A 22309-nucleotide genomic window follows, 5' to 3' on the forward strand; every position below is an offset into this window, starting at 1 on the left:
CCCGCGCCTCACGCGCACGCGCGCTTCGTGAACCGGATGCGCAGCCCCTCCGGCTGCATCGCGAACGCCATCCGTTCCCGCACCGGCGCTGTGTGATCCGCGAGCTGCACCGTGAAGCTCCGGAGCACCATGCCCACCGTCACGGCGCACTCGAGGAGCGCCAACGAGCGGCCCGGGCAGACGCGCGGCCCGCTGCCGAAGGCGAGCGCCATCCGCGGCTCGTGGGGCAGCGTCGGGGGCGCGCCGCCGAGCCAGCGCTCGGGGCGGAACGACTCCGGATCGCCGAAGTACTCGGGCTTCCGCCCGGTCGCGCGGGTGAGCACCACGACGCCGGCGCCGGCGGGCACCGCCACGTCGCCGACCACCGTGTCGTGGTTCGCCTCGAGGTAGAGCAGCGGCGCCGCGGAGCGCAGGCGCAACGTCTCCTGGGTGACGGCGCCCGTGTACTCCAGGCGCTTGCTCTGCTCGAGCGTCGGGATCAGCCCGCCGCCGAGCACGCGGTCGGCCTCCTCGCGGGCGCGCGCCTGCACGTCGGGGCGCGAACCCAGGTAATAGAGGATCCACGCGAGGGTGTTCGCGGTCGTGTCCTCGCCCGCGAGCAGCATCGTGAGGACGTTCGCGTAGACCTCGGCGTCCGAGAGGTGCGCCCTCGGGTTCTCGCCGTCGCGCGCCACGATCATGAGGTCCAGCAGCGTTCGCGGGCGCGCGGGCCGGTCCACGCCGCCCGCGCCGCCCTCGAGCTCGCGCCGGGCGGCGGCCACGAGCTCGAGGATGAGCCGCTTCACCGCGAGCAGGGCGCGATCGTAGGCGCGGTCGGCGGGCAGGCCGAGGTACCTCCAGTAGGGCAGCGGCGCGAGGATCCTTCGGTTCAGGCCGAGAAAGACGCGCTGGAGGTGCTCCTGGAGCGCATCGGGCCCGCCGCGGAGCGTGTTGAGGTCGCGGCCGAACGCGATGGTGGAGGTGACGTCGACCGAGTAGCGCATGAGATCGCCGAGGACGTCGCGCGCGGCGCGCTCGTCGGCCGCGCGCGACCACAGATCGCGCAGCCGGCCCGTGATCTCGCAGATGCTCGGGAAGAACCCCTCGACGTGCCGCGCGTGGAGCGTCGGATTGATGAGCTGCCGCTGCTTCCTCCACGCCTCGCCGTCCGCCGAGAACAGCCCGACCATGTCCGCCTCGCGCGACACGTCCTCGATGGCCCGCGTCCGCCGGAACACCGCGGGGCGGCGCTGAAGCACGTCGCGGACGAGCTCGCCCTCGGCCACGACGAGGATCGGCTGGCGGCCCATCCGCACGACGAACACGTCCCCGAAGGCGCGCCACCACCGCTCGAACTCCAGGTGCCAGCGGTCGGCGTGGAGCTCGTGCAGATTGCCGATCACGGGCAGCCCCCGGGGCCCCGGGAGGTCCGCGAAGGTCCGCCGCGGACGCGCAGCCCCGGCGCTGCGGCGGGTGGCTTCATCATGAGCTGGGCAGGTGGGCTTCATTCTCTCTTCATACAGAGCCGGCGTGCCCCGACGCAAACCCCCCAACGCAGACCCCCCAACGCAGACCCCCCAACGCAGCAGGGGACTCGCCAGGTTCGCTGAACAACCACGCATCCGCGCGCTGGGCCGCGCTGCGCCGCGGTCCGGCACCGGCGCCGCGACGTCGCGCCCGGTCGCGCGGAGGACCCGTGCGCGCACGGCGCGCGACCGCGGGCGGATGGCCACCGCGCGCGTCATCGCCGACCGGGCGACCGGGCGGCCGGGCCGCGCGACGGCGCTGGCGTGGCGGCCTCGGCGCAGGTAGAGACGGCGGGCATGGCAGGGCCGCTGGAGAGGGAGCTGGCGCGCTTGTCCGGCGAGGAGATGGTCGCGGCGCTCGGCCTGGGCGGCGCGCCGGCGTGGGTGCGGCGGGCAGGGCGCGCGGCGTTCGCCGTCCCCTCGCTGCCGCTCGGGCGCGTGCTCGCGCGCTTCGACCAGCGCACCGGCGAGGCGGGGATCCACGTGGCGGCGCGGGAGGCGCTCGCCGGGTTCGGCGCGCGCTGGACGGCCGACGCCGCCCCGCCCCCGCGCGGGGCGCTGCTCGTCGTGTCCAACCACCCGGGCGCCTACGACGCGCTCGCGCTGATGGCGGCCCTCGGCCGGAGCGACCTCATGATCGTGGCGGCCGAGCGGCGGTTCCTGCGCGCGCTGCCCCAGGTCAGCCAGCGGCTGCTCTTCGTGCCGATCGACGAGGGCGGCGGCGGGCGCGCGCTCGCGGCGCGGACCGCCGGCGTGCGCCGCGCCCTGCGGCACCTGCGCGGCGGCGGCGCGCTGCTCCACTTCCCCGCCGGGCGCATCGAGGCGGATCCGGCGTTCGCAGGCGCGGGCGAGGCGCTGCTCGGGGCGTGGCACCCGAGCGCCGGGGCGCTGCTGCGCGCGGCGGCGGCGGCGGGGGGGCGCGTCGCGGTGGCGGTCGTCGCGGGGGTACACTCGGCGCGGGCGAAGCGGCTGCCGATCACGCGGTGGGCCGAGCGCCGCGGGATCACCACGCTGGCGCCGCTCCTGCAGATCGCGCTGCCCGGCTTCGACGACGTCGAGGTGCGGGTGCGGCTCGGGGAGGCGCGGGACGCGGCGGCGGTCGCGGGCGGGGGGGACGACGACGCGGGGCTCACGCGGCGGCTCCAGGACGAGGCGGCGGCGATCCTCGGCAGGTAGGCGGCGGCCGCCTGCGGTGGGGAGGATGACGCTGCGCCGGAGGGCGGCGGCGGCGTGGAGGGGCGGAGCCATGGGTCCAGCGCACATCGGGCCGGAAAACTCCATGGATGGGCAGCGACCAGACATTCCCTTGAGAGCGATCGAATTGCCACACCCTGATCTGATTCTCGCTCCGATTCCGAGGGTTCATGAAATCGTGACGACCCGAGAGGCGAGCTCCACCCCGCCTCAGGCCTGCAGCATTCCCTCCGACGTGGTCTATTTACCGCTTCAAAAGGGCCAAAGCTGTCGATTTGATGATTGACTTGTGGATCGGCCAGGCAGGATCCTCATGACTGAGGATACCCATGCTCAGAACACCGCTCGCTGCCGCGCTGTTGCTCGGATCGCTCGGGTGCGGCAGCGACTTCGAGCCGCCGCTGGTCGCTGGCAGAGCCGTGCTCACGCTGGGAGCGACGCAGTTCTTCCTCGACACGGGCAATAACGGGGAGACAGCGGTCGCTTTCGACGAGGACCACCAGCGCAGCTGGTACACGGATTGTGGGATAAAAGACGACGAGTTCGAGGTGATGATCTTCAACGACCCCATCCGGGAGAAGAAGGGCTTCTGGGGGATCATCCTCCGCGCATCTCCCGGCGTGACCCAGGAGGCCTGGAATGTGTCCGTCCATCTCGGGGACGACGGGCTCAACGGGGTCTGCCAGCTGAACCACAAGACGACGCGCGAGAAGGACCCGTATGAAGGGGAGCTCTCCGTGGAGGCGTGCCTCCTGAAGGACCGGACGGTCGACGCGGACGGCCTGCAGGAGGCCCGGTTCGACGCGTTCGTCCGCGCCAAGCGCTGCGTGCTGCGCGCCCCCGCCGGCGGGGAGGAATGACGGCTCAGCGCCGCGGCCCCGCCGCCCGCGAGAGCGCCGCGCGCACCGCGGTCGCGGCGCCGTCCCACGTCGGCAGCGCCGCGGAGCGGGCCACCGCGGCGCGGCTCATGCTGGCGCGCAGCGCCCCGTCCTCGAGGAAGCGGGAGAGCGACCGCACGAGGCCCTCGCCGTCGTCCCAGAGCAGCGCCTCGGCGCCGTCCTCGACCACCTCGGCGATCGCACCGGCGCGGGCGGCGAGCACCGGCACGCCGGCGCGGACCGCCTCGGTGAGCACCATGCCGTAGCCCTCGAGGAGCGACGGCAGGACCAGCGCGTCCGTCGCCGCGAGCTCGTCCGCGAGCGCGTCGTCGCCGAGCACGCCGGGGACCACGACGCGCGCCCGCAGGAAGGCGGAGCCGGCGATCGCGGCGCGCACCCGCCCGGCATAGGCCGGGTCGCGCGCCGCGTCGCCGACGAGCGCGAGCGTGGCGCGCGGGCTGCCGATCCGCTCGAACGCGGCGAGGAGCTCGAGCAGGCCCTTGCGCGGGATGAAGCTCCCCACGAACGTGAGCCGCAGCGCGCCGCCGCGCCGGCCTGCGCCGCCCGCGCGGGGGCGCAGGGGGAGCCGGTCCGCGCCCGGCGGCGCCACGTCGACCCGCTCGACCCCGTGCTCGCGCCGGAGCCGCGCCGCGGTCGTCGCGCTCGTCGCGAGGTGCGCGTCGCACAGCCGCAGCGCCGCGGTCTCCTGGAGCGCGAGCGCCGCGCGGGTCAACGTGGCGCCGCCGGGCGGCAGCTCCCACGCGCTCAGGTGGTGCACGAGGAGCACGCGCGCGATCCGGCGCGGCAGCGCGGCGAACGCGGGCCCGAGCTCCGGGAAGCAGAGCTCGTCGCCGACGACGACGTCGGGGTCGACCCGGGCGAGGCGCCGCGCGAGCGCGAGCCCGGCCAGCGCGCGCGACAGCGGCGCCGGATCGAGCGACACGACCTCCACGGCGTCGCCCCGCGCGCGCAGCCGCTCGACGACGAGCCGATCGTAGATGTAACCGCCCGTGATCTGGTCGAGGGCGCCGTAGACGATCCAGGCGATGCGCATGCGTCAGCCCAGTACCACGGACCCCGCCCGGAGCCGCGCGCGGCCCCCCGGCCCCGCGCGCGCACCTGGAGCCGCGCGCGCCGCGCCGGGGCGTCACGCGCCGGGAGGCGATCGTCTACCACGCGCGCGCGGGGCCGACAGCTCCCCCGCCGCGACCAGGCCGGCCCCCAGCGCGAAGCACACCAGCGAGGTCGCGAGCGCGGGCAGCGGGATGTCGCGATCACCGCCGTTGTACGCCTCGACCGTGGACGTGAGGACCCAGTACTGGAACGCGCAGAGCATCGCGACGACGAGCAGCCTCGCGCTCATGGCGCCCTTCGCGCCCGGGCGAAGATCATGTCTCGGTCCAGGGATCGGCATCGCTCTCCTCCCCTCACCCCTCGCGCCGCGGCGAGAGCCCCACCGCGAACACCTTGCCGTCCTCTATCTCCAGCGCGATGCGCCCGAGCGGCCGCATGTCGCGCGGCGGACCGGACGTGCCCTCGCCCGAGGCCGCGTCGAAGCGGCCGTTGTGGCAGTAGCACCGGAGGTGCTCCTCCCCGCCCTCGCCGCCGCCCCGCTCGTAGGCGACAGGGCAGCCGAGGTGGGTGCACTTCTGCTCGAACGCGACCAGCTCGCCGTCCTCCCGGCGGATCAGCAGCGCCGGCGTCGCCTCGTCCGGGTAGCGGAAGACCGCGGCGCTCCCGGGCGCGAGGTCGTCGACGCGCGCGATCTCCACGCGCGCGCGCGGCTCCGCGGGCGGCCGGCGCGCGCGCAGGTACACGAGGGCGTTGCCGGTCGCGAGCCCGCCGCTCACCAGCACGAGGAAGCGCGCGAAATCGCGGCGGGTCACGTGGTCGTCGCCCTCCGACTCGTAAGGGAAGTCCTCTCGCCACTTCGGCAGATCGTCCGCGCCCTTCACAGGAACTCCGCCTCCTCCCCCGCCCCCGCGCCGCCCGCCTCGGCCGCGCGCCCTCCACCTGCGCTGGCCGCGCCGGCCGCGCTCGCCGCGAAGGCGGTCGCGAGCGCCGCGGGGCCGCCGCCCTCGTCGAAGGCGGGCAGCTCGACCGCCATCTCGTCCACCTCGTGCGGCACCATCACGTGCACGCGCGTCGTGATCCGCTGCTCGCCGAACCGCCAGCGGTTGATCGCCTTGCTCGCCGGCCGCTGCCGCGCCATCTCCTCGCGCGTCCCGTAGAACAGCGCGCCCGTGGGGCAGACCGTCGCGCACATCGGCTTCTTCCCGGCGCTCGTCCGGTCGAAGCACATGTCGCATTTCTGCATCTGCTGGATCCCCGCCTTGATGATCGGGACCCCGAAAGGACACGCCAGCTCGCAGTTCCCGCACGAGATGCACCGGGGCTTCAGGCTCGAGTGAACGATCCCGTTCTCATCCACCTTGATGGCGTCGGCCGGACAGACCGACGCGCACGTCGGGTCGGCGCAGTGCATGCAGACCATCGGCGCGGTCTGCATCGACACGCCCGGCGCCACGAGGTCCACGTGCACCATCGGCAGCCCGCGGTGCGTGTGGCACTCCGAGCACGCCGCGGCGCACGCCTGGCAGCCGATGCACCGCTGAAAATCGATGAAGAAATCACGCACCACAGCGCTCATGAGGCCTCCAGTTGCAGCTCGGCGAACAGCGACCGCGCCCGATCGGCTTCCGCGCGGGTCGCCGCGCGCACCCGGCACGCCGCGACCTTGAACTCCGGCATCTTGCTCACGGGATCGAGCGCCCGGACCGTGAGCTGGTTGGCGGCGAGCTCCTCGGGCCAGTGGTACGGCAGGAACACCGTGTCCGGGCGGATCGTCTCGACGATCCGCAGCGGCACCGTGATCCCGCCGCGGCGGGTCTCGACCGTGACCAGCTGCCGGTCCACGAGGCGGAGCTCCGCCGCGAGCGCCGGGTGCATCTCGCAGACCGGGCCGGGGCTCTTCTCGACGAGGAACTTGATCCGCCGCGTCTGCGTCCCGCTGAGATAATGAAACACGCTCCGGCCCGACGTCATGTACAGCGGGTAATCAACGTCGGGCACCTCCGCGCTCGGGCGGTAGGGCGTCGGGATCAGCTTGAACCTGCCGTCCGGATGGTAGCTCCTGCCGTCCTCGAACAGCCGCGGTGTCCCCGGGTGCCCCTCCGACGGGCAGGGCCAGAACACCCCCATCTCCCGCTCGATGCGCTCGTACGTGATGCCGGCGTAATCGGCGGTCCCCCCCGCGCTCGCGCGGCGCAGCTCGTTGAAGACGTCCTCGCTGCTCGAGAACGCGAAATGCTCCCCCCTCCCGAGCCGCCGCGCGAGCTCGAGGAGTATCCACGTGTCCCGGCGCGCGTTGCCCGGCGGGTCCACCGCGGCGCGGATGCGCACCACGCGGGCCTCCGCCGTGGTCGAGGTGCCCTCTTCCTCCTCGTGCAGCGAGCCGGGCAGCACGACGTCCGCGTAGCGGGCCGTCTCGCTCATGAAGAAATCGATGACGCAGAAGAAATCGAGCTTCTCGAGCGCCTCGCGCGCGAAGTTGGTGTCGGGGTGGCTGACCATCGGGTTGAAGCAGATGTTGAGGAGCCCGCGGATCTCGCCCGCGTGGATCGCCTCGAAGATCTCGACCGTGGTCTTGCCCTTGCGCGGCAGCTCGGCGTCGGTGATCCCCCAGACACGGCAGATGTGCTCGCGGTGCTCGGGGTTCTCGATATCGCGGTTGCCGGGGAGCTGATCGCACTTGTGCCCGTGCTCGCGCCCGCCCTGCCCGTTCCCCTGCCCCGTGATGGTCCCGTAGCCGCAGCCCTTGCGGCCGATCCTGCCGGTGGCGAGCACGAGGTTGATCAGGCTGAGGACGTTCTCGACGCCCTTCGTGTGCTGCTCCACGCCGCGCGCGTGCAGGAGGAAGCTCGTCTTCGCCTGCCCCCACGCCGCGGCGACCTCGCGGATGAGCGCCGCCGGGACGCCGCAGATCTCCGCGGCCCACTCCGGCGTGCAGCGCTCCACCGAGGCGCGGAGCTCGGCCCACCCGGCGCAGCGCTGCTCGACGAACTCCCGGTCGACCCAGCCGTTCTCGACGAGCTCGTGGAGCAGCGCCTGGTTGAGCGCGCTGTCGGTCCCCGGGCGCAGCGGAACATGGTAGTCCGCCGTGCGGCCGATGGGCGTCTCGCGCGGGTCGACGACGATGAGCTTCGCCCCGCGGTCGCGCGCCCTCCAGATGTAGTGCGTCAGCGTCGGGAAGCACTCGCTCACGTTGGTGCCCGCGAGCAGCACGACCTCCGCGTCGGGGATGTCGTCCCAGCCGTTCGCCGTGCGATCGATCCCGAACGCCTTCTTGTTCCCCGCGCCCGCGGAGACCATGCAGAACCGGCCGTTGTAATCGATGTTGGCGGTGCCGAGCGCGAGGCGCGCGAACTTGCCCGCGAGGTAGCTCTTCTCGTTGCTGAGCGACACCCCGCTCAGCATCGCGAAGGCGTCCTTGCCGGCCCTCCCCTGGATCGCGCGCGCCCTCGACGCCACGAGATCGAGCGCCTCGTCCCAGCTCGCCTTCCGGAACCCGCTCCCCTGCCGGATCAGCGGATCGGTCAGGCGGTCGGGGTGGTGCGTCTGCATGTACCGCTTGACGCCCTTCGGACAGAGCCGCCCCTCGTTGAACGGGAACTCCTCCCACGGCTCCAGGCCGATGACCCGGTTGTCCTTGACTTGCAGCTTCACGCCGCACTGCATCCCGCAGAAGCAGCAGTGTGTCTCGACCAGCCTGTCGGGCTCGGGCTTCGGCCCCCACCCGGTCACGGGCGAGTCGGAGACGTGCGGTCCGTACTCGCGGATGTACTCGGCGATGGGCAGTCTCAGGTGCGTCATGTGCTGTCTCCTCCCGTCCTGTCGCTCACGAGAAGCGCCCGCCTCGGGCCCGGTTGTGCGCGCGGCCGATGAGCATCCGCCGCCCGCGCGGCGAGACCTCGCTCCACGCGGCGCCGGTCCCCGACCGCGGCGCGTAATCGAACCCCACCTCCCCGAGCACCTCCTTGAGGTCGTCGGTCTGGAGCTTCGCCGCGAACGCCTCGCCCGTGACCGGGCAGGTCGCCTTCTCGCCCCTGTCGCCGGCCTCCTTGTAGAACGTGACGCCCACCGACGCGGGGCGCTGGAACACGTGGAAGAGCTTGCCGAAGGGCAAGTAGAGGAGCGTCACGATCACCGTCAGCGCGTGGAGCTGGGCGAGCGCGCCGTAGAAATACCCGTGCAGCCACGTGTAGCTCACCCAGAGCAAGAGTCCGCTCACGCTCACGGCGAAGAGCAGGAGGAGCGGCAGGAGGTCGCGCTCGAAGCGCTGGACCGCCACCGCGCCGCTCTCCCGCGTGCGGCGGAACATGGCGAGCATCACCCCGGGGACGACCATGAACCCGCTGACGATGAGCGCGTGGAAGACCGCCCACCCCACGACTCCATGGACCGGGATCTCGGACACCGGGAAGCCGAAGACGACGACGCGGTAGGTCGCGCCCGCGCCGGCCCTGCCGGACTCGAAGTGAAGCCAGCCGAACACCAGCGGGAACGTCACGGCCGCGGCCAGCGTGCAGCCCCACGCGATGAGCATGTGCGCGATCCACCGCGTCAGGCCGCGCCGCAGGATGAAGTCCTGCGCGATGATCTTCGACCAGAGCGCCTTGACGATGAGGGTCGGGCGGCGGAGCCGCGGCCAGCGGCGCGGCGAGAAGAGCACCTGGAAGCCGCGGACCCAGTACATCCGGGTCGGCGGCTTGCTGAGCCAGACGGAGTACCGGTACACGACCCCGAAGGTCATGAAGAGGCAAGCGAAGGTGTAGCCCACGAGCGCGGAGTCGAAGTCCGCGAGATCGCGGCTGCCCACGACGATGAGCCCCGCGAGCGCGGCGGTGGCGACGACCCCGTTGCGGACCGCGCCCAGGTGGACGAGCGGGGCGCGCAGCGGCGCGCTCGCGCCTTCGCGGGGGCGGGCAGGCGCCGCGCGGGAGCCGGCGAGCTCGGCGCTCATCGCTGCGCCTCCATGGCCGCCGCCGCGCGCGCCTGCTCCTCGGCGAGGTGCGGCGGCGCGTCATCCGCAGCTCTGGCCGCCGCGCGCGCCTGCCGCGGCGCCCAGAGCGGGTAGTCGATGCCCGCGAGGCGGTTGATGACGATGGCCTGCAGCGTGAGCAGGGCGACGCCCCCGAGGAGCACGAGCAGCATCGGCGGCCGGTCGACGATGCCCAGCGACACGATGAGCGTCGTGGCGCCCGCGGGCGGGTGGGGCGCGCGGGCGAGCACCATGAGGCCGGCCGTGAGCCCCAGCGAGAGCGCCGCGGCCAGGGCGCGCGGGAGGGTCACGCCGCCGGAGATCGCCGGGCCGGCGTCCGTCAGCCCCGTGAGGAGCAGGCTGACGTAGGCGACCGCGATGGCGATGCTGTGCCCGATGAGGGTGTTGCGCGGCGCGGCCGAGGCGGCCCTCGGCGTGTAGAAGAACAGGAAGGCGGTCGGCCCGAGCGACGGGAACACGAGCGGCGCCTTGGTCACCGCGGCGAGGGCCGCCATGAGGCCGATGCTCACGAACCCGTTCACGCAGCTGAAAACCGCGAGCACCGGCACCTCGGCGTAGCGCTGCAGGAGCCGCGGCAGCCGCAGGCGCGAGAAGATCCCGCGCGCGACGTCCGACATCTCGCCGCCGATCGGGTGCTGCGGCGAGATCGGGCCGTAGCCGCGCCCCTCGCCCCACGGCTCCGCCGGCGGCGGCGCGGCTCGGCTGTCGCTCTCGCCCCTCATTCGCCGCGGGCCCCGCGCTCGCTCCGCAGCTGCGGGAGCGGAGGTGGCCCCCCGCAGGGCCACTGCGGCAGGTCGACGCCGGGGCGCGAAGCGTGGAGGAGGACCTCCTCCGACGCGCTCAGCTCCACCCGGAAGCGCGCGAGCGCGCTGCACTCGGCCCCGATCGGGCGGCCGGTCGAGAGGTCGAAGGCGATCCCGTGCAGGGGGCACTGGATGTCCTTCCCCCCGAGGATCCCGTCCGCGAGCGGCCCCCCCTTGTGGGGGCAGCGCGCCTGCACGGCGAACAGCTCGCCAGCGCGCGTCCGGAACACGGCCACCTCGCGGCCGCCGACGTGGAATGCCCGCCCCTCGCCCACGGGGATCTGGGTCAGCGGGCCAAGGTTGAAGACAGTCTTCTCATCCAGCGCGATGTCGCTCATCACAGAACCTCCTCTCCTGCCGGCGCGCGCCGGCAGGAGAAAACTCCTCATCTCCGCCGGGACGCTCTACCTGTTCCCGGCGCTCCTCTCCATCGCTTCCGCCCTACTCCACCTGCGCGGGCGCGCTGCCCGGCGGCGGGAGCAGGGTCGTGAACTGGGACGGGTGGATCGGGCTCTCCGCCTCGCTCCAGGGGTCGACATACGCCTCGACCGAGGCCTCGACCTCCGCGTCGAGGCGCGCCGCGATCCCCTCGGCGTCGTCCACGATCACCCGCCGCACCTTTTCGATACCGACTCGATCGACGAAATCATACGAGCGCTCCATGTACCTGGCCTGCTCGCGGTAATACTGCATGAAGCGGCCCGCGTACCGGATGACCTCCTCGTGCGTATCCACCACGCAGAGCAGGTCTCCCTTCCTCACGCGCGAGCCCGCCCCGCCTCCCACGTAGATCTCCCACCTGCCGCCCTCGATGGCGACGGCGCCCACGTCCTTGGTCGTCGCCTCCGAGCAGTTGCGAGGGCACCCGGCGGTGGCGAGCTTCAGCTTGTGGGGCGCCTCGAAGCCCTGGAATCGCCGCTCGATCGCGATGCCGAGCGACGTGCTGTCCCCCACCCCGTACCGGCAGAACTCGCTGCCGACGCACGTCTTGCAGGTGCGGAATCCCTTCGTGTAAGCGTGACCGGACGGCATGCCGAGGTCGCGCCACACGTCCGGCAGCCTGTCCTTCGCGATGCCGAGGATGTCGATCCGCTGGCCGCCGGTGATCTTCACCATCTTCGCGTCGTAGCGCTCGGCCACGTCGGCGATCTTCCGGAGCTGGGCCGGCGACGTGACGCCGCCGTAGATGCGCGGGATGACGCTGAACGTCCCGTCTCGCTGGATGTTCGCGTGCACGCGGTCGTTGATGAAGCGCGCGTCGCGCTCGTCCTCGTACTCCTTCCCCCAGATGCCCTTGAGCAGCGAGGCCAGCCCCGGCTTGCTCGCGATGTCCTCTTTCCCGCCCGCGAGCTCCCGGAACACCGACGAGACGCTGCGCAGGCCGCGCTCCTTCACGAGCCGGATGAGCTCCGGCTTCGCGTGGGGCACGCCGGGCACGTAGTAGTGGACCGAGGGGTCCTCCATCGCGCCGTCGCCGAGGACGAGCTCGAGGACGGCCTGCACCTGGGGCTTGCACGCCCCGCAGCCGGTGCCGGCGCGCGTCGCCTGGCACGCCTGCCGGAGCGTGCGGCAGCCGCCCCGCGCCGCCGCGGCGATCTGGCCTTTCGAGACGCCGTTGCAGTTGCACACCTGCGCCTCGTCCGGCAGGTCCGCCATGCTGGGCTCGCCCGCGCCCGCGCCGCCGCCGGCGAAGCCGGGGAAGAGGAGCTCCGCGCGGTTGTCGGGGACCTCGAGCCCCCGCTCGAAGATCTGGAGCAGCCGGCCGCCGCCGGTCGCCCCCTCGCCGAGCAGGATGGCGCCGGCGAGCGTCCCGCCCCGGATCACGAGCTTCCGGTAGATCCCCCGCGCCTGCTCGACGTAGGCGACCTCCTCCGCCGTGTCGTCCGCGGCGCTCTGCTCCCCCATGACCACGAGGTCGACGCCCATCACCTTGAGCTTGGTCGAGACCTTCGAGCCCACGTAGGCCGCGTCGGGCCTGCGCCCGGCGAGGCGATCGGCGAGGACCTGCGCCTGCTCCCAGAGCGGGGCGACGAGCCCGTAGGTGCGCCCGCGGTGCTGGACGCACTCGCCGAGCGCGTGGATGTCCGGGTCATCGGGCGAGCAGAGGTCGTCTCCCACGACGATCCCCCGCTCGACGGTGAGCCCCGCGTCGCGCGCGAGCTGCACGTTCGGCCGGATGCCGGCGGAGATCACCACGAGATCGCACGCGAGCTCGCTCCCGTCCTCGAAGCGGAGCCCCTCGACCCGCTCCTGGCCGAGGATCTCCCGGGTGGACCGCTCCAGATGGATGGTGAGCCCCATGCCCTCCAGGGCGCGCTGGAGGACGGCGCCCCCGGCCGCGTCGAGCTGCACCTCCATGAGGTGCTTCATCAGGTGCACCACGTGGACCTCCAGGCCGAGCCCGAGCAGGCCGCGCGCTGCCTCGAGGCCGAGGAGCCCGCCGCCGATCACGGCCGCCCGCCGCGACCGCCCCGCGCGCTCGATGATGCCGCTGCAGTCGTCGAGCGTCCTGAACACGAACGCGCCTTCCTTGTAGCCCCCGCCCTCGCGCAGCAGGCCGTCGATCCTCGGGACGAAGGCGCTGCTCCCGGTGGCGATGACGAGCTTGTCGTAGGCCTCGACGACGCCCGACGCCCCGCGGACGACCTTGCTGTCGCGGTCGATCGAGGTGACCCGGACGCCGGCGTGGAGGCGGATGTCGTTCTCCTCGTACCAGGACAGCGGGTTGATGAAGATGTCCTCCGGGTCCTGGGTCCCGGCGAGGACGTTCGACAGCAGGATGCGGTTGTAATTGCCGTAGGGCTCGTCGCCGAACATGACGATCTCGAAGCGATCCTTGCCCCCGCGCGCCAGGATCTCCTCCACGAGCCGCGCGCCGGCCATCCCGTTGCCGATCACCACGAGCCGCTTTCTTTCCTGTAGTGGGACCTCTCGCCCGCTCGTGCTGGTGGTGCCGCCCTCGCGCGCGGCAGGTCCCGATGCATTCCTCATGAGACTCACTCCTCCTTATCCAGACAGCCACTGACTGCGGACAGCTGCGCGCGCGGGCCCGACATGCCGCCGAGCCCGGTCGTCCACCGGGCAGGCGCGCGCGCCGGTCCGCGCCCCGGAGACAGCGCTCCATCGCTGCCCAGAGCATGGGCAAAGAGCGCTCAGCCGCTTTTCGCCATGGATCTACAGATGCATCCTGGATGCATCAGTCGCTCCAGCTTTGTGCGCCAGCCTTCATGCACAGCGTCCTTGTGGCCCAGGAGACGGAATCAGGCAGACGTCTGGTTCCGGGTGTCGTGACGAATCAGGCGAGCCCCGATCGCGCCGTGAGAAACCGCGCGGATGCCTGGCGAGCGCGACAGGCGCCGGAGCGAACGACGTCTGCGACGGCGTCGTGACAGAGGAATAAGCGCGGCGCAGCCTTGTTGTGGGCGCGGCGCAGCCTTGCTGTGAGCGCGGCGCAGCCGGAGCGAACGACATCTGCGAGGACTTCGTGACGGAGGAATAAGCGCGGCGCAGCCTTGTTGTGGGCGCGGCGCAGCCTTGTTGTGAGCGCGGCGCAGCCTCGTTGTGAGCGCGGCGCAGCCTCGTTGTGAGCGCGGCGCAGCCTCGTTGTGAGCGCGGCGCAGCCTCGTTGTGGGCGCGGCGCAGCCTTGTTGTGGAGGCGGGAGCCGACTGTGCTCCTTGTGGGCGCGCGTCAGCGCGCCGCTCGCGCAGCCGGCGGGACAGCCGAGCCCGAGCGGCGGGAGGCCGCTACAGGTCGCGCTCGAAGCCCGCGTACGCCGTGGGCGACTCGCGCACGAGCACCCTCAGCGTCGCGCCGGCGACGGGCGCCTCATCTTCGGGGAGCTTCGCGATGTCCGCGGCGAGGAGCCCGGCCACGTGCTCGGCCACGCGTTCGGTCGTCGAGGTGCGCCCGGGGAATGCCTGGTGCTCGTCGAGGTTCTGGTAGTCGATCGTGTCGAGCGCCCGGCGCAGCGACGCGTGCAGCGCGCCGATGTCCATGACCACGTGGTGCGGCCCGAGCGCCTTGGCGCGGATCTCGACCTCGACGGCGTACGTCGCGCCGTGCATCCGGGTCGCCGGGCCGAAGAACGGATCGGAGAAGCTGTGGGCGATCATCACGTGATCGCTGACGCCGAGGAGGAACATGTCAGGCCTCTGGAGCGGTGCTGAGACGAGGAGGAGATGAACCGCCAAGCGGTGCTGAGACGAGCAGGGAGATGAACCGCCAAGGAGTCCAAGGACGCCAAGAGGAATGAAATTTTCTACTCATGGCGCGCATGGCGATCTTGGCGGTCTTGGCGGTTTTCTCGTTCCGGTTCGTTGTCCCCGGCGCGGCCGCTCACCGCGCTAGGTCGCCCCTCGCGTAGCCGATCCCGATCCGTACTGGAAGACCGTCTGCAGCCGCGCGCCGGGCTCGGCCGCGAGCTCGGCGTAGGCCGACGGCGCCGCGTCGAACGGGACGGGCGGGTCCAGCAGCGCGTCGAGCGCGGGGTCCTCCAGCAGCGCGCGGACGAGCGCGAACCGCCGCGCGTGGTCCCAGCGGGGCGCGCGCTCGGGCGGGATCGTCGAGACCTGGCTCGCGCGGAGGCGCAGCCGGCGGCGGTGGAACTCCGCGCCGAGCGCGACCGGGCTCGTGCGCGCCCCGTAGAACGACGCGACGGTCACCGTCGCGTCGCGCCCCGCGTGCGCGATCGCGCGGTCGAGCTCGCTCGGGTCGCCCGTCGCGGCGATCACGACGTCCGCGTCGCCGCGCGGCCGGTCGTCCTCCGGCCGGGTCGCCGCGGCGGCGCCGAGCGCGAGGCCGGCCTGACGCCGCCGCTCGCTCGGCTCGACCAGCCGGACCTCCGCGCCCGCGCGCCGCGCGAGCGCCACGACGAGCAGCCCGACGATCCCGCCGCCGAGCACCACCACCGCGTCTCCGAGCCCGATCCCCGCGTCCCACACGCACGTGATCGCCGTCTCGAGGTTCGCGGCCAGCACCGCGCGCTCGCCCGGGATCGCGCGGGGCAGGGCGCGCGCCGCGCCCGGCCCGAGCAGGTGCACGTCGCCGTGCGGCGCCAGCGCGAAGACGCGGTCGCCGAGCGCGAGCGCCGCCCCTTCGCCGCGGGCGACGACCTCGCCCACCCACGCGTAGCCGTAGCGGCGCGGGTAGGTTGGCGCGCCTGGCGCGTCGAGCGACGGATCGAAAGGCGTCGGCCCCTCGCCGCGGAACAGCAGGAGCTCCGTCCCCTGACTGACGCCCGAGGCGACCGCGCGCGCGACGATCTCGCCGCCCTCGGGCGCGCGCGGCGGGGCGCCTGGCCGCACCTCGACGGCGCCGGGGCGGACGAACCAGAGCTCTCTCGCGGGCGGCGCGGCGGCGTCAGTCGGGGTAGCCAATGTCTCCTCGCAGCAGCAGGTTGCCCCCCAGCAGCTCGACGGCTGCCTCGCGCAGGTCGATCGCCGACGCGAGCGGCGCCTCGCCCAGCGCGCCGACCGCGGGGATCGCCGTGTCGCCGAAGAGGCGCGGCGCGATCTCGACCTCGGCGCGGTCGGCGAGCCGCGCGCGCAGGAACGACGTGAGCACCATGCCGCCGCCCTCGACGAGCAGCCGCCGGACGCCGCGCGCGTGGAGCTCGGCGAGCGCGTGCGGCAGCGAGACGCGGCCGCTGTCGTTCGCGGGCACGATGACGACCTCCGCGCCGCGCTCCTCGAGTCGCGCCCGCGCCGCGTCCGGCGCGCGGCCTGCGGCGCCGATGACGAGCACGCGCCCGCCTGGCGGCTCGCCTGACGATGGGTGGCCGGGCGACGTCAGCAGGCGCGCCCCCTCGGGCACGCCGAGGGCGCTCGCCAGGACCACGCGCAAGGGCTGGGGCCCTGCGCATGCGCGCACGGTGAGGAGGGGGTCGTCGATGACGACGGTGCGGATGCCGACGAGCACCGCGTCGTGGTCCGCGCGAGCCCGGTGGGCGTGCGCGATGCCAGCGGGCGTGCTGAGCCCGACGCGCTCGCCCGGGGTCGCGATGCGTCCGTCGAGCGTCTGGGCGAAGTGGAGCGTGACGAGCGGTCGCGGCGCGCTCATGGCGCGCTCGCGTGCGCCGGCGCGGCGCGGACGGGCGCGCGCGCCGCGCGGGCGAGGGGGGACTGCGTCGTCGTCCCGAGCCGGCAACGGAGCCTCCGGGCCACGCCGGCACTCTAGATCAGAACGCCCGGCCAGGGGAGGAGAGCGCGCGAGCGGCTCGGCGCAGATGGCTCGGGGAGAGCGGCCCGACGCGAACGGCTCCGCGCGAACAGCCCATGGGGAGCGGCTCGGGGGAGACCGGATGCCCCCGGCCCAGCGCTCGCTTGCCGCGCCGCGCCTGGCGCTCTAATCGCGCGGCCATGCCCCTCGACTGGCCTGAGCTCTCGGCGCGCTGCGAGCGCGCGGGCATCCCGCTGCGCGGCGGGTTCCACCCTCGCGACGACGACGCCGTCCCGCCGGCCGGGGACCTCGCGGCGGGGACGCTCGTGTTGCTCGGCAACGCGGGGCCGTCGATGTGGCGCGCGTTCTCGCGCGCCCGGGAGGAGGCCCCCGATCTCGCGCTCGACGACTGGACCTCCGCCGTGGTCTCCGCGCTCGCGGCGGAGCTCGGCGCGGCCGCGCTCTTCCCGTTCACCGGCCCTCCCTACTGGCCATTCCAGCGCTGGGCGCAGCGCGCCGAGCCTGTCTATCCGTCGCCCCTCGGCATCCTCATCCACCCGCGCTTCGGCCTGTGGCACGGCTACCGCGCTGCGCTCGTCTTCACGGAGCGGCTCTCGCTCCCGCCGCGAGAGGACGCGCCGAGCCCCTGCGCCTCCTGCGCCGACAGGCCCTGCCTGAGCGCCTGCCCCGTCTCCGCGTTCTCCCCTGGCAGCTACGATGTCGCCGCCTGCGTCCGCCACCTCGACGCGGGCCCGGACGCGTCCTGCATGACCGGAGGGTGCCTGTCGCGCCGCGCTTGTCCTGTCGGCCAGGAGCACATCTATCCCGAGGAACAGCGGCGCTTCCACATGCGCGCGTTCAGGCGCGCCGCGCCGAAGCCGCAGTAGCCGGCGGTCTGCCGGGGTCGCGGCTTCACCGCTCATCAGGACGCGTTTCGTTGCCTCGACCCTTGAAGCACAGCGCCATCGTCGACATGGAGGTGCGCCGCGACGGGCTCACGCCCGGCGGGCGACCGGGGCAGCGAGCAGGCCCGGCGCGCGGCGTGGCCGCTCCGCGCGGATCACTGCTTCCTGATGCGATATCCCGCGCGCGGAAAGTGCAGCGCGATCTCCCCCACGGCCGGATCGCGGCGCCGGACCGTGATCTCGGAGGCCGAGAGCCGCGCGACGACGCCGCGGCTCTCCTCGGGACCGTAGTCGTCGGCCGTGATCGTCACGGCGTCTCCCGGCCGGAGCTCCTCCCCGGCGGCGCTCTCCCCGCCGGCGACGTCCGCCGGCTCGGACGCGCGGGCGATCGCGAGCGCCTCGGCGGCGGTCATCGGCCGAACGTCGCCCGGGCCGAAGCCCTCGACGCGCGCGAACCACGCCGCGAGCGCCGGCCGCGCCTCGATCTCGGCCGAGAGCCGGGCGCTCCGCCTCAGGAACCAGACCGGGTGAAAGCACGCCGCGTCCGCGATCGAGAACGCGTCGCCCAGCAGGAAGGGCCGGCCGTGGAGCTGGCTCTCCAGCCGATCGAGCGAGAGCCGCGCCTGGCCCAGGGCGTGCGGCGCCGCCCGGCGGACCACGTCCTCGCTCATCGCCGGCGACATCGCCGCGCGGTCGATCAGGATGCCGGGCGGCAGGACGGCGAGCAGCTCGACGACCACCGGCGGCACGACCTGCGACATGAACCGGTGGTCCGCCCAGTCCTCGATCAGCGCGGCCACGCCGGCCTGGTCCGCCGGGAGGCAGGCGGGGTCCGGCTGGAGCTGCTCCAGCCGCCGCGCGATGCACGCCGTGTCACAGTAGATGTCGGCGCCGATCTGCAGGACCGGGATCCGCCGGTACCCGCCGGTGAGCGGCGTCAGATCCGGCTTCGGCGCCATCATCGGCTGCTCGACCGAACGCCACGCCATCTTCTTGTACGCGAAGATCCGGCGGATCTTCTCCGCGAAGAGCGACAGTGGATAGTGGTGAAGAATGAGCTCGACCATGGACGATCTCCCTTGCTGTGACCTCCTCGGGTCGACGGCCATCTTGGGGAGCGCGCCCGCGCCGTTCTTGGAGGATCTTGCGATCGCCCGCCGCCGTCCCTCACCAGCGCCCGACGGCCGGGCCGGTCGGCCCACCGCGGCGCCAGCGTCGCCGCCCCGTCGAGCGCCGCGCCCGGTCGATCCGACGGCCGGCGCGCCGCTCCGTTCCCCCGCGCCGCGCCGCCCGCGAGCCGCTAGCCTACGCCCCCGGGGGGCAGCGCCGCGCGTCGCGGCGTCCTCGGAGCGCCCTCCTCACCGATCGGATCGATCCCGCTCACCGCGGGAGTAAGGAGGCACCACCCATGCTCGCCGGCCGCATGATGGATTATCCGCTGACGCTGACGCACTTCCTCGAGCGGGCGAGGACGTACCACGGTCGCTGCGAGATCGTGACGCAGAACCCGGACAGGACCTCCTCCCGCTCGACCTACGCCGATCTGCACCGCCGCGCCGCGAAGCTCGCGCACGCGCTCACGCGGCTCGGCGTCGGCGCGGGCGACCGCGTGGCGACGCTCTGCTGGAACCACGCGCGGCACCTCGAGCTCTACCTCGGCGTGCCCGCGATGGGCGCGGTCGTCCACACCCTCAACCTGCGCCTCCACCCGAGCGAGCTCGGGTACATCGCCTCGCACGCCGAGGACAAGGTCCTCGTCGTCGACCGCTCGCTGCTCCCGCTCTACCGCAAGTTCGCGCCGCAGGTCCGCTGTATCCGGCGCGTCATCGTCGTCGGGGACGACGGGCCCGTGGAGGGCGACGGCCTCGACTACGAGGCGCTGCTCGCGCCCGAGCCGGATCACTTCGACTTCCCGGCGCTCGATGAGCGCGCCGCCGCCATGCTCTGCTACACGTCCGGCACGACGGGCAACCCGAAGGGCGTCCTCTACAGCCACCGCTCGATCGTCCTCCACACGCTCGTCTCGTGCATGCACGACACGCTCGGCTTCCGCGAGCGCGACGTGGTCCTGCCGGTCGTGCCCATGTTCCACGCGATGGCCTGGGGCATGCCGTACTCGGCGGTCGCGGCGGGCGCCAGGATCGTCCTCCCCGGCCCGCACCTCGACCCCGCGTCGCTGCTCGACCTCATGGCCAGGGAGCGCGTCACGTTCGCCGCCGGCGTCCCCACGATCTGGCTCGGCATCCTCGCGCTCCTCGACGAGCACCCGGGGCGCTGGGATCTCTCGGCGATGCGCTCGATGGTGATCGGCGGCGCGGCGGCGCCCCCGTCGCTCCTCGACGGCTTCCGCGCGCGCCACGGGCTCACGGTCACGCACGCGTGGGGCATGACGGAGACGAACCCGCTCGGCACCATCGCGCACGTCCGGGCGAGCCTCGGCCCGGCCGCCGACTCGCTCGACACGCGCGCGTCGCAGGGCTACCCGGTCCCCTTCATCGACCAGCGCCACGTCGGCCTGGACGACGAGCCGCTGCCCTGGGACGGCCAGAGCATGGGCGAGCTCGAGGTGCGGGGCCCCTGGGTCGCCTCGTCGTACTTCGGCGACGAGGGCGAGGATCGCTTCACGAAGGACGGCTGGTTCAAGACCGGCGACGTCGTGACGATCGACGGCGAGGGGTACATGCGCATCACGGATCGCTCGAAGGACGTGATCAAGTCGGGCGGCGAGTGGATCAGCTCGGTGGCGCTCGAGAACGCGCTGATGAGCCACCCCGCGGTCCTCGAGGCCGCCGTGTTCGCGGCGCGCCACCCGGTCTGGAGCGAGCGCCCGCTCGCGGCCGTCGTGCTGCGGCAGGGGCAGACGGCGTCGAAGGACGAGCTCCGCGCCCACCTCGAGCCCCGGTTCGCGAAGTTCTGGCTCCCGGACGAGTACCTCTTCGTCGAGCGGATCCCGCGCACCTCGACCGGCAAGTTCCTGAAGTCGAAGCTGCGCGAGGAGTTCGCCGATCTCCTCACGGGGAAGCCCTCCGGCTGACGCGCCCGCGCGCGCCGGGGGAGAAATCGCCGGGCGATCCCGGCGGCGCGTGTACTACGCTGCCTCCATGGCCGAAGGGGACCCCGAGGACTTCGCCGCCGCGCTCAACGCCGCCGGCATCGACGGCTGGATCAACGCCATGGGTCTGCGGCTGATCCGCGCCACGCGCGACGAGGTGGAGGCCGAGCTCGACATCGGGCCGCAGCACCGGCAGGCCTACGGCGTCGTGCACGGCGGCGTCCACGCCGGCATCGTCGAGACGCTGGCGTCGATCGGCGCGGCGCTCCACGCGTTGCCGGCGGGCCGCTCGGTCGTCGGGCTCGAGAACCACACGAGCTTCCTGCGCGCGGTCCGGTCGGGGCGGCTCCGCGCCACGGCGCGGCCGCTCGACCGCGGCCGGCGCACGCAGGTGTGGGAGGCCTCGGTGCACGACGAGGAGGGCCGGCTCTGCGCCACGGGGCGCGTGCGCCTCCTCGTGCTGGAGCCGGACGCGGTGCTCGCGGGGCAGCGCCCCGGCGCGCCGGGCTGACGCCGAGCGCTGACCGCTGACCGCTGACCGCTGACCGCCGCCTACGCGAGGTGCCTCGTTGGACGACGTCGCCGCCCTCCGGATGATCGACCGCATCCCCCGCCTCGGCTGGGTCGTCGGGCCCTCGCCTGTCGCGTCGCTGCCGCGGCTCGCAGCCGCGCTGGGCCTCGATTTCCTGGGCATCAAGCGCGACGACCTGTGCGAGCCCCGCCACGGCGGGATGAAGATGCGGAAGCTCGACTACCTGCTCGCCGCGCCCCCCCTGTCGACCGCGGCGGCGTGGTCCGCGGCGGGCGGTATCGGCTCGGGCAACGTGGCGGCGCTCGTCGTCGCGGCGGAGCGGCTCGGCCGGCGCGTGCACGCGCACCTGTTCTGGACCGACCTCTCGCGGAGCGTCGTCGACAACCTCGCGTTCATCGCCTCGGGACCGGCCTCGATCCGCTTCTATCGCTCGCGGCTCGCGCTCGCGCTCGCGCGCCCGTCGCTCTTCCTGCCGCTCCGCGCGCGGGACGGCGACGGCGCCGCGATCGTCCCGCTCGGCGGCACGTCGGCGCTCGGCATGGTGGGCGCCGTGCGCGCGGCGCTGGAGCTGTGCGCGCAGGTCCGGGCCGGCGAGCTCCCTGAGCCTTCGCGCGTCTATGTCGCGCTCGGCTCCGGCGGCACCGCCGTCGGGCTCGCTGTCGGCCTCGCGCTCGGCGGCCTGCGCTCGCGGGTCGTCGCCGTCGCCGTGGTCGAGCGCCTCCTCGCCTCGCGCCTCCGTCTGCGCGCCCTCACGGCCGAGCTCCGCGCGTTCCTGGCGCGCGCGGGCGTCGCGCCCGTGCCGCCCGCCGCGCCGATCGACGTCGTCCACGGCCATCTGGGCCGCGGCTACGGCTCGCCCACGCCCGAGTCGCTCGCCGCGTGCGAGGCGCTCGCGGCCGAGGGCATCTCGCTGGAGCCGGTCTATACCGGCAAGGCCATGGCGGCGCTCATGAAGGACGCGCGGGCTCGCCGGCTCGGCCCGGTGCTGTTCTGGCACACAGCGCGGCGCGAGCCGTTGCCCAGGCCGGAAGGCTTCTGCGAGCGCCTCCCGCCCGAGCTGTCGCGGCGCCTGGGCGCCCACTGCGGCGGCGGTTCTCGATAAGAAACCTACATATCGCCGTGTCGATAGCGTGCTGCTGCTGTCGCACGGAGATGAATTTGTACGTCGCCTCCACATTGCGACGGGATAGGATCGCTTTCTCACTTGCGCCCTCGGCGGCTG

20 protein-coding genes are annotated in these 22309 nt (G+C 73.5%); 6 read left to right on the plus strand and 14 right to left on the minus strand.

Annotated elements, in window-relative coordinates; all coding sequences use genetic code 11:
- Window positions 1–8: 8 nt before the first annotated feature.
- Window positions 9–1487: a cytochrome P450 gene (locus tag WME85_RS35210; protein ID WP_437827478.1), complete on the minus strand. Its 1479-nt coding sequence runs from the start codon at window positions 1485–1487 to the stop codon at window positions 9–11.
- Between the two features lie 315 nt (window positions 1488–1802).
- On the opposite strand from WME85_RS35210, the gene WME85_RS35215 reads away from it, so the two are divergent.
- A complete protein-coding gene (locus WME85_RS35215; protein ID WP_437827479.1) occupies window positions 1803–2681 on the plus strand; it encodes a 1-acyl-sn-glycerol-3-phosphate acyltransferase in 879 nt (292 codons plus the stop codon).
- A gap of 347 nt (window positions 2682–3028) precedes the next feature.
- Window positions 3029–3559, plus strand: coding sequence for a hypothetical protein (locus WME85_RS35220; protein ID WP_437827480.1), 531 nt, complete (start codon window positions 3029–3031; stop codon window positions 3557–3559).
- 4 nt (window positions 3560–3563) lie between these two features.
- Here the strand turns inward: WME85_RS35220 and WME85_RS35225 are convergent, their stop codons facing one another.
- The 12 genes from WME85_RS35225 to WME85_RS35280 all read right to left on the minus strand — a co-directional run bounded on the left by WME85_RS35225 (window position 3564) and on the right by WME85_RS35280 (window position 16499).
- Window positions 3564–4631, minus strand: a complete 1068-nt coding sequence (locus WME85_RS35225) for a glycosyltransferase family 4 protein (RefSeq protein WP_437827481.1) — start codon at window positions 4629–4631, stop codon at window positions 3564–3566.
- Between the two features lie 93 nt (window positions 4632–4724).
- Complete coding sequence (locus WME85_RS35230) at window positions 4725–4940, minus strand: DUF6755 family protein (protein ID WP_437827482.1); 216 nt, start codon at window positions 4938–4940, stop codon at window positions 4725–4727.
- Window positions 4941–5004: 64 nt separating this feature from the next.
- On the minus strand, window positions 5005–5532 hold the full coding sequence (locus WME85_RS35235; RefSeq protein WP_437827483.1) for a ubiquinol-cytochrome c reductase iron-sulfur subunit: 528 nt from the start codon (window positions 5530–5532) through the stop codon (window positions 5005–5007).
- Window positions 5529–6227 (minus strand): 4Fe-4S dicluster domain-containing protein, encoded by a 699-nt coding sequence (locus WME85_RS35240; protein WP_437827484.1) that lies wholly within the window; start codon window positions 6225–6227, stop codon window positions 5529–5531. Before WME85_RS35240 ends, WME85_RS35235 begins: the two co-directional genes overlap by 4 nt.
- The gene (locus WME85_RS35245) at window positions 6224–8449 is read right to left on the minus strand and encodes a molybdopterin oxidoreductase family protein (protein WP_437827485.1); all 2226 of its coding nucleotides are present in this window, start codon (window positions 8447–8449) and stop codon (window positions 6224–6226) included. The genes WME85_RS35240 and WME85_RS35245 overlap by 4 nt, the downstream gene beginning before the upstream one ends.
- Before the next feature lie 25 nt (window positions 8450–8474).
- Entirely contained in the window at window positions 8475–9599 is a 1125-nt protein-coding gene (locus WME85_RS35250) for an MFS transporter (RefSeq protein WP_437827486.1), read from the minus strand.
- Window positions 9596–10360, minus strand: coding sequence for an HPP family protein (locus tag WME85_RS35255; RefSeq protein ID WP_437827487.1), 765 nt, complete (start codon window positions 10358–10360; stop codon window positions 9596–9598). The genes WME85_RS35250 and WME85_RS35255 overlap by 4 nt, the downstream gene beginning before the upstream one ends.
- Entirely contained in the window at window positions 10357–10779 is a 423-nt protein-coding gene (locus tag WME85_RS35260) for a Rieske (2Fe-2S) protein (RefSeq protein WP_437827488.1), read from the minus strand. The genes WME85_RS35255 and WME85_RS35260 overlap by 4 nt, the downstream gene beginning before the upstream one ends.
- 103 nt (window positions 10780–10882) lie before the next feature.
- Entirely contained in the window at window positions 10883–13432 is a 2550-nt protein-coding gene (gene nirB, locus WME85_RS35265) for a nitrite reductase large subunit NirB (protein WP_437827489.1), read from the minus strand.
- A 753-nt stretch (window positions 13433–14185) separates the two neighbouring features.
- Window positions 14186–14584: a 6-pyruvoyl trahydropterin synthase family protein gene (locus WME85_RS35270; protein ID WP_436622083.1), complete on the minus strand. Its 399-nt coding sequence runs from the start codon at window positions 14582–14584 to the stop codon at window positions 14186–14188.
- Window positions 14585–14785: 201 nt separating this feature from the next.
- Complete coding sequence (locus tag WME85_RS35275) at window positions 14786–15817, minus strand: zinc-binding dehydrogenase (RefSeq protein ID WP_437827490.1); 1032 nt, start codon at window positions 15815–15817, stop codon at window positions 14786–14788.
- Complete coding sequence (locus WME85_RS35280; protein WP_437827491.1) at window positions 15801–16499, minus strand: RibD family protein; 699 nt, start codon at window positions 16497–16499, stop codon at window positions 15801–15803. The genes WME85_RS35275 and WME85_RS35280 overlap by 17 nt, the downstream gene beginning before the upstream one ends.
- 299 nt (window positions 16500–16798) lie before the next feature.
- Here WME85_RS35280 and WME85_RS35285 point away from each other — a divergent pair, with 299 nt between their 5' ends.
- Window positions 16799–17485, plus strand: a complete 687-nt coding sequence (locus WME85_RS35285; protein WP_437827492.1) for a hypothetical protein — start codon at window positions 16799–16801, stop codon at window positions 17483–17485.
- Window positions 17486–17658: 173 nt separating this feature from the next.
- Here WME85_RS35285 and WME85_RS35290 read toward each other — a convergent pair whose 3' ends face one another.
- The gene (locus WME85_RS35290) at window positions 17659–18570 is read right to left on the minus strand and encodes a glutathione S-transferase family protein (protein ID WP_437827493.1); all 912 of its coding nucleotides are present in this window, start codon (window positions 18568–18570) and stop codon (window positions 17659–17661) included.
- Window positions 18571–18911: 341 nt separating this feature from the next.
- On the opposite strand from WME85_RS35290, the gene WME85_RS35295 reads away from it, so the two are divergent.
- The 3 genes from WME85_RS35295 (at window position 18912) to WME85_RS35305 (ending at window position 22189) form a co-directional block, all read left to right on the plus strand.
- Entirely contained in the window at window positions 18912–20537 is a 1626-nt protein-coding gene (locus WME85_RS35295; RefSeq protein ID WP_437827494.1) for a long-chain fatty acid--CoA ligase, read from the plus strand.
- Window positions 20538–20604: 67 nt separating this feature from the next.
- The gene (locus WME85_RS35300; protein ID WP_437303444.1) at window positions 20605–21066 is read left to right on the plus strand and encodes a PaaI family thioesterase; all 462 of its coding nucleotides are present in this window, start codon (window positions 20605–20607) and stop codon (window positions 21064–21066) included.
- 58 nt (window positions 21067–21124) lie between these two features.
- Window positions 21125–22189, plus strand: a complete 1065-nt coding sequence (locus WME85_RS35305; protein ID WP_437827495.1) for a 1-aminocyclopropane-1-carboxylate deaminase/D-cysteine desulfhydrase — start codon at window positions 21125–21127, stop codon at window positions 22187–22189.
- The last annotated feature ends 120 nt before the right edge of the window (window positions 22190–22309 follow it).

Origin of the sequence: Sorangium sp. So ce1153 (assembly GCF_051521595.1) — a bacterium.
Lineage (GTDB): Bacteria > Myxococcota_A > Polyangia > Polyangiales > Polyangiaceae > Sorangium.

Bases quoted from the DNA above. Each gene is read 5' to 3' on its own strand.
- WME85_RS35210 (WP_437827478.1), bottom strand. From the start codon at position 1,487: ATGAAGCCCACCTGCCCAGCTCATGATGAAGCCACCCGCCGCAGCGCC.
- WME85_RS35215 (WP_437827479.1), top strand. From the start codon at position 1,803: ATGGCAGGGCCGCTGGAGAGGGAGCTGGCGCGCTTGTCCGGCGAGGAG.
- WME85_RS35220 (WP_437827480.1), top strand. From the start codon at position 3,029: ATGCTCAGAACACCGCTCGCTGCCGCGCTGTTGCTCGGATCGCTCGGG.
- WME85_RS35225 (WP_437827481.1), bottom strand. From the start codon at position 4,631: ATGCGCATCGCCTGGATCGTCTACGGCGCCCTCGACCAGATCACGGGC.
- WME85_RS35230 (WP_437827482.1), bottom strand. From the start codon at position 4,940: ATGAGCGCGAGGCTGCTCGTCGTCGCGATGCTCTGCGCGTTCCAGTAC.
- WME85_RS35240 (WP_437827484.1), bottom strand. From the start codon at position 6,227: ATGAGCGCTGTGGTGCGTGATTTCTTCATCGATTTTCAGCGGTGCATC.
- WME85_RS35245 (WP_437827485.1), bottom strand. From the start codon at position 8,449: ATGACGCACCTGAGACTGCCCATCGCCGAGTACATCCGCGAGTACGGA.
- WME85_RS35250 (WP_437827486.1), bottom strand. From the start codon at position 9,599: ATGAGCGCCGAGCTCGCCGGCTCCCGCGCGGCGCCTGCCCGCCCCCGC.
- WME85_RS35255 (WP_437827487.1), bottom strand. From the start codon at position 10,360: ATGAGGGGCGAGAGCGACAGCCGAGCCGCGCCGCCGCCGGCGGAGCCG.
- WME85_RS35260 (WP_437827488.1), bottom strand. From the start codon at position 10,779: ATGAGCGACATCGCGCTGGATGAGAAGACTGTCTTCAACCTTGGCCCG.
- nirB (WP_437827489.1), bottom strand. From the start codon at position 13,432: ATGAGGAATGCATCGGGACCTGCCGCGCGCGAGGGCGGCACCACCAGC.
- WME85_RS35270 (WP_436622083.1), bottom strand. From the start codon at position 14,584: ATGTTCCTCCTCGGCGTCAGCGATCACGTGATGATCGCCCACAGCTTC.
- WME85_RS35280 (WP_437827491.1), bottom strand. From the start codon at position 16,499: ATGAGCGCGCCGCGACCGCTCGTCACGCTCCACTTCGCCCAGACGCTC.
- WME85_RS35285 (WP_437827492.1), top strand. From the start codon at position 16,799: ATGCCCCTCGACTGGCCTGAGCTCTCGGCGCGCTGCGAGCGCGCGGGC.
- WME85_RS35290 (WP_437827493.1), bottom strand. From the start codon at position 18,570: ATGGTCGAGCTCATTCTTCACCACTATCCACTGTCGCTCTTCGCGGAG.
- WME85_RS35295 (WP_437827494.1), top strand. From the start codon at position 18,912: ATGCTCGCCGGCCGCATGATGGATTATCCGCTGACGCTGACGCACTTC.
- WME85_RS35300 (WP_437303444.1), top strand. From the start codon at position 20,605: ATGGCCGAAGGGGACCCCGAGGACTTCGCCGCCGCGCTCAACGCCGCC.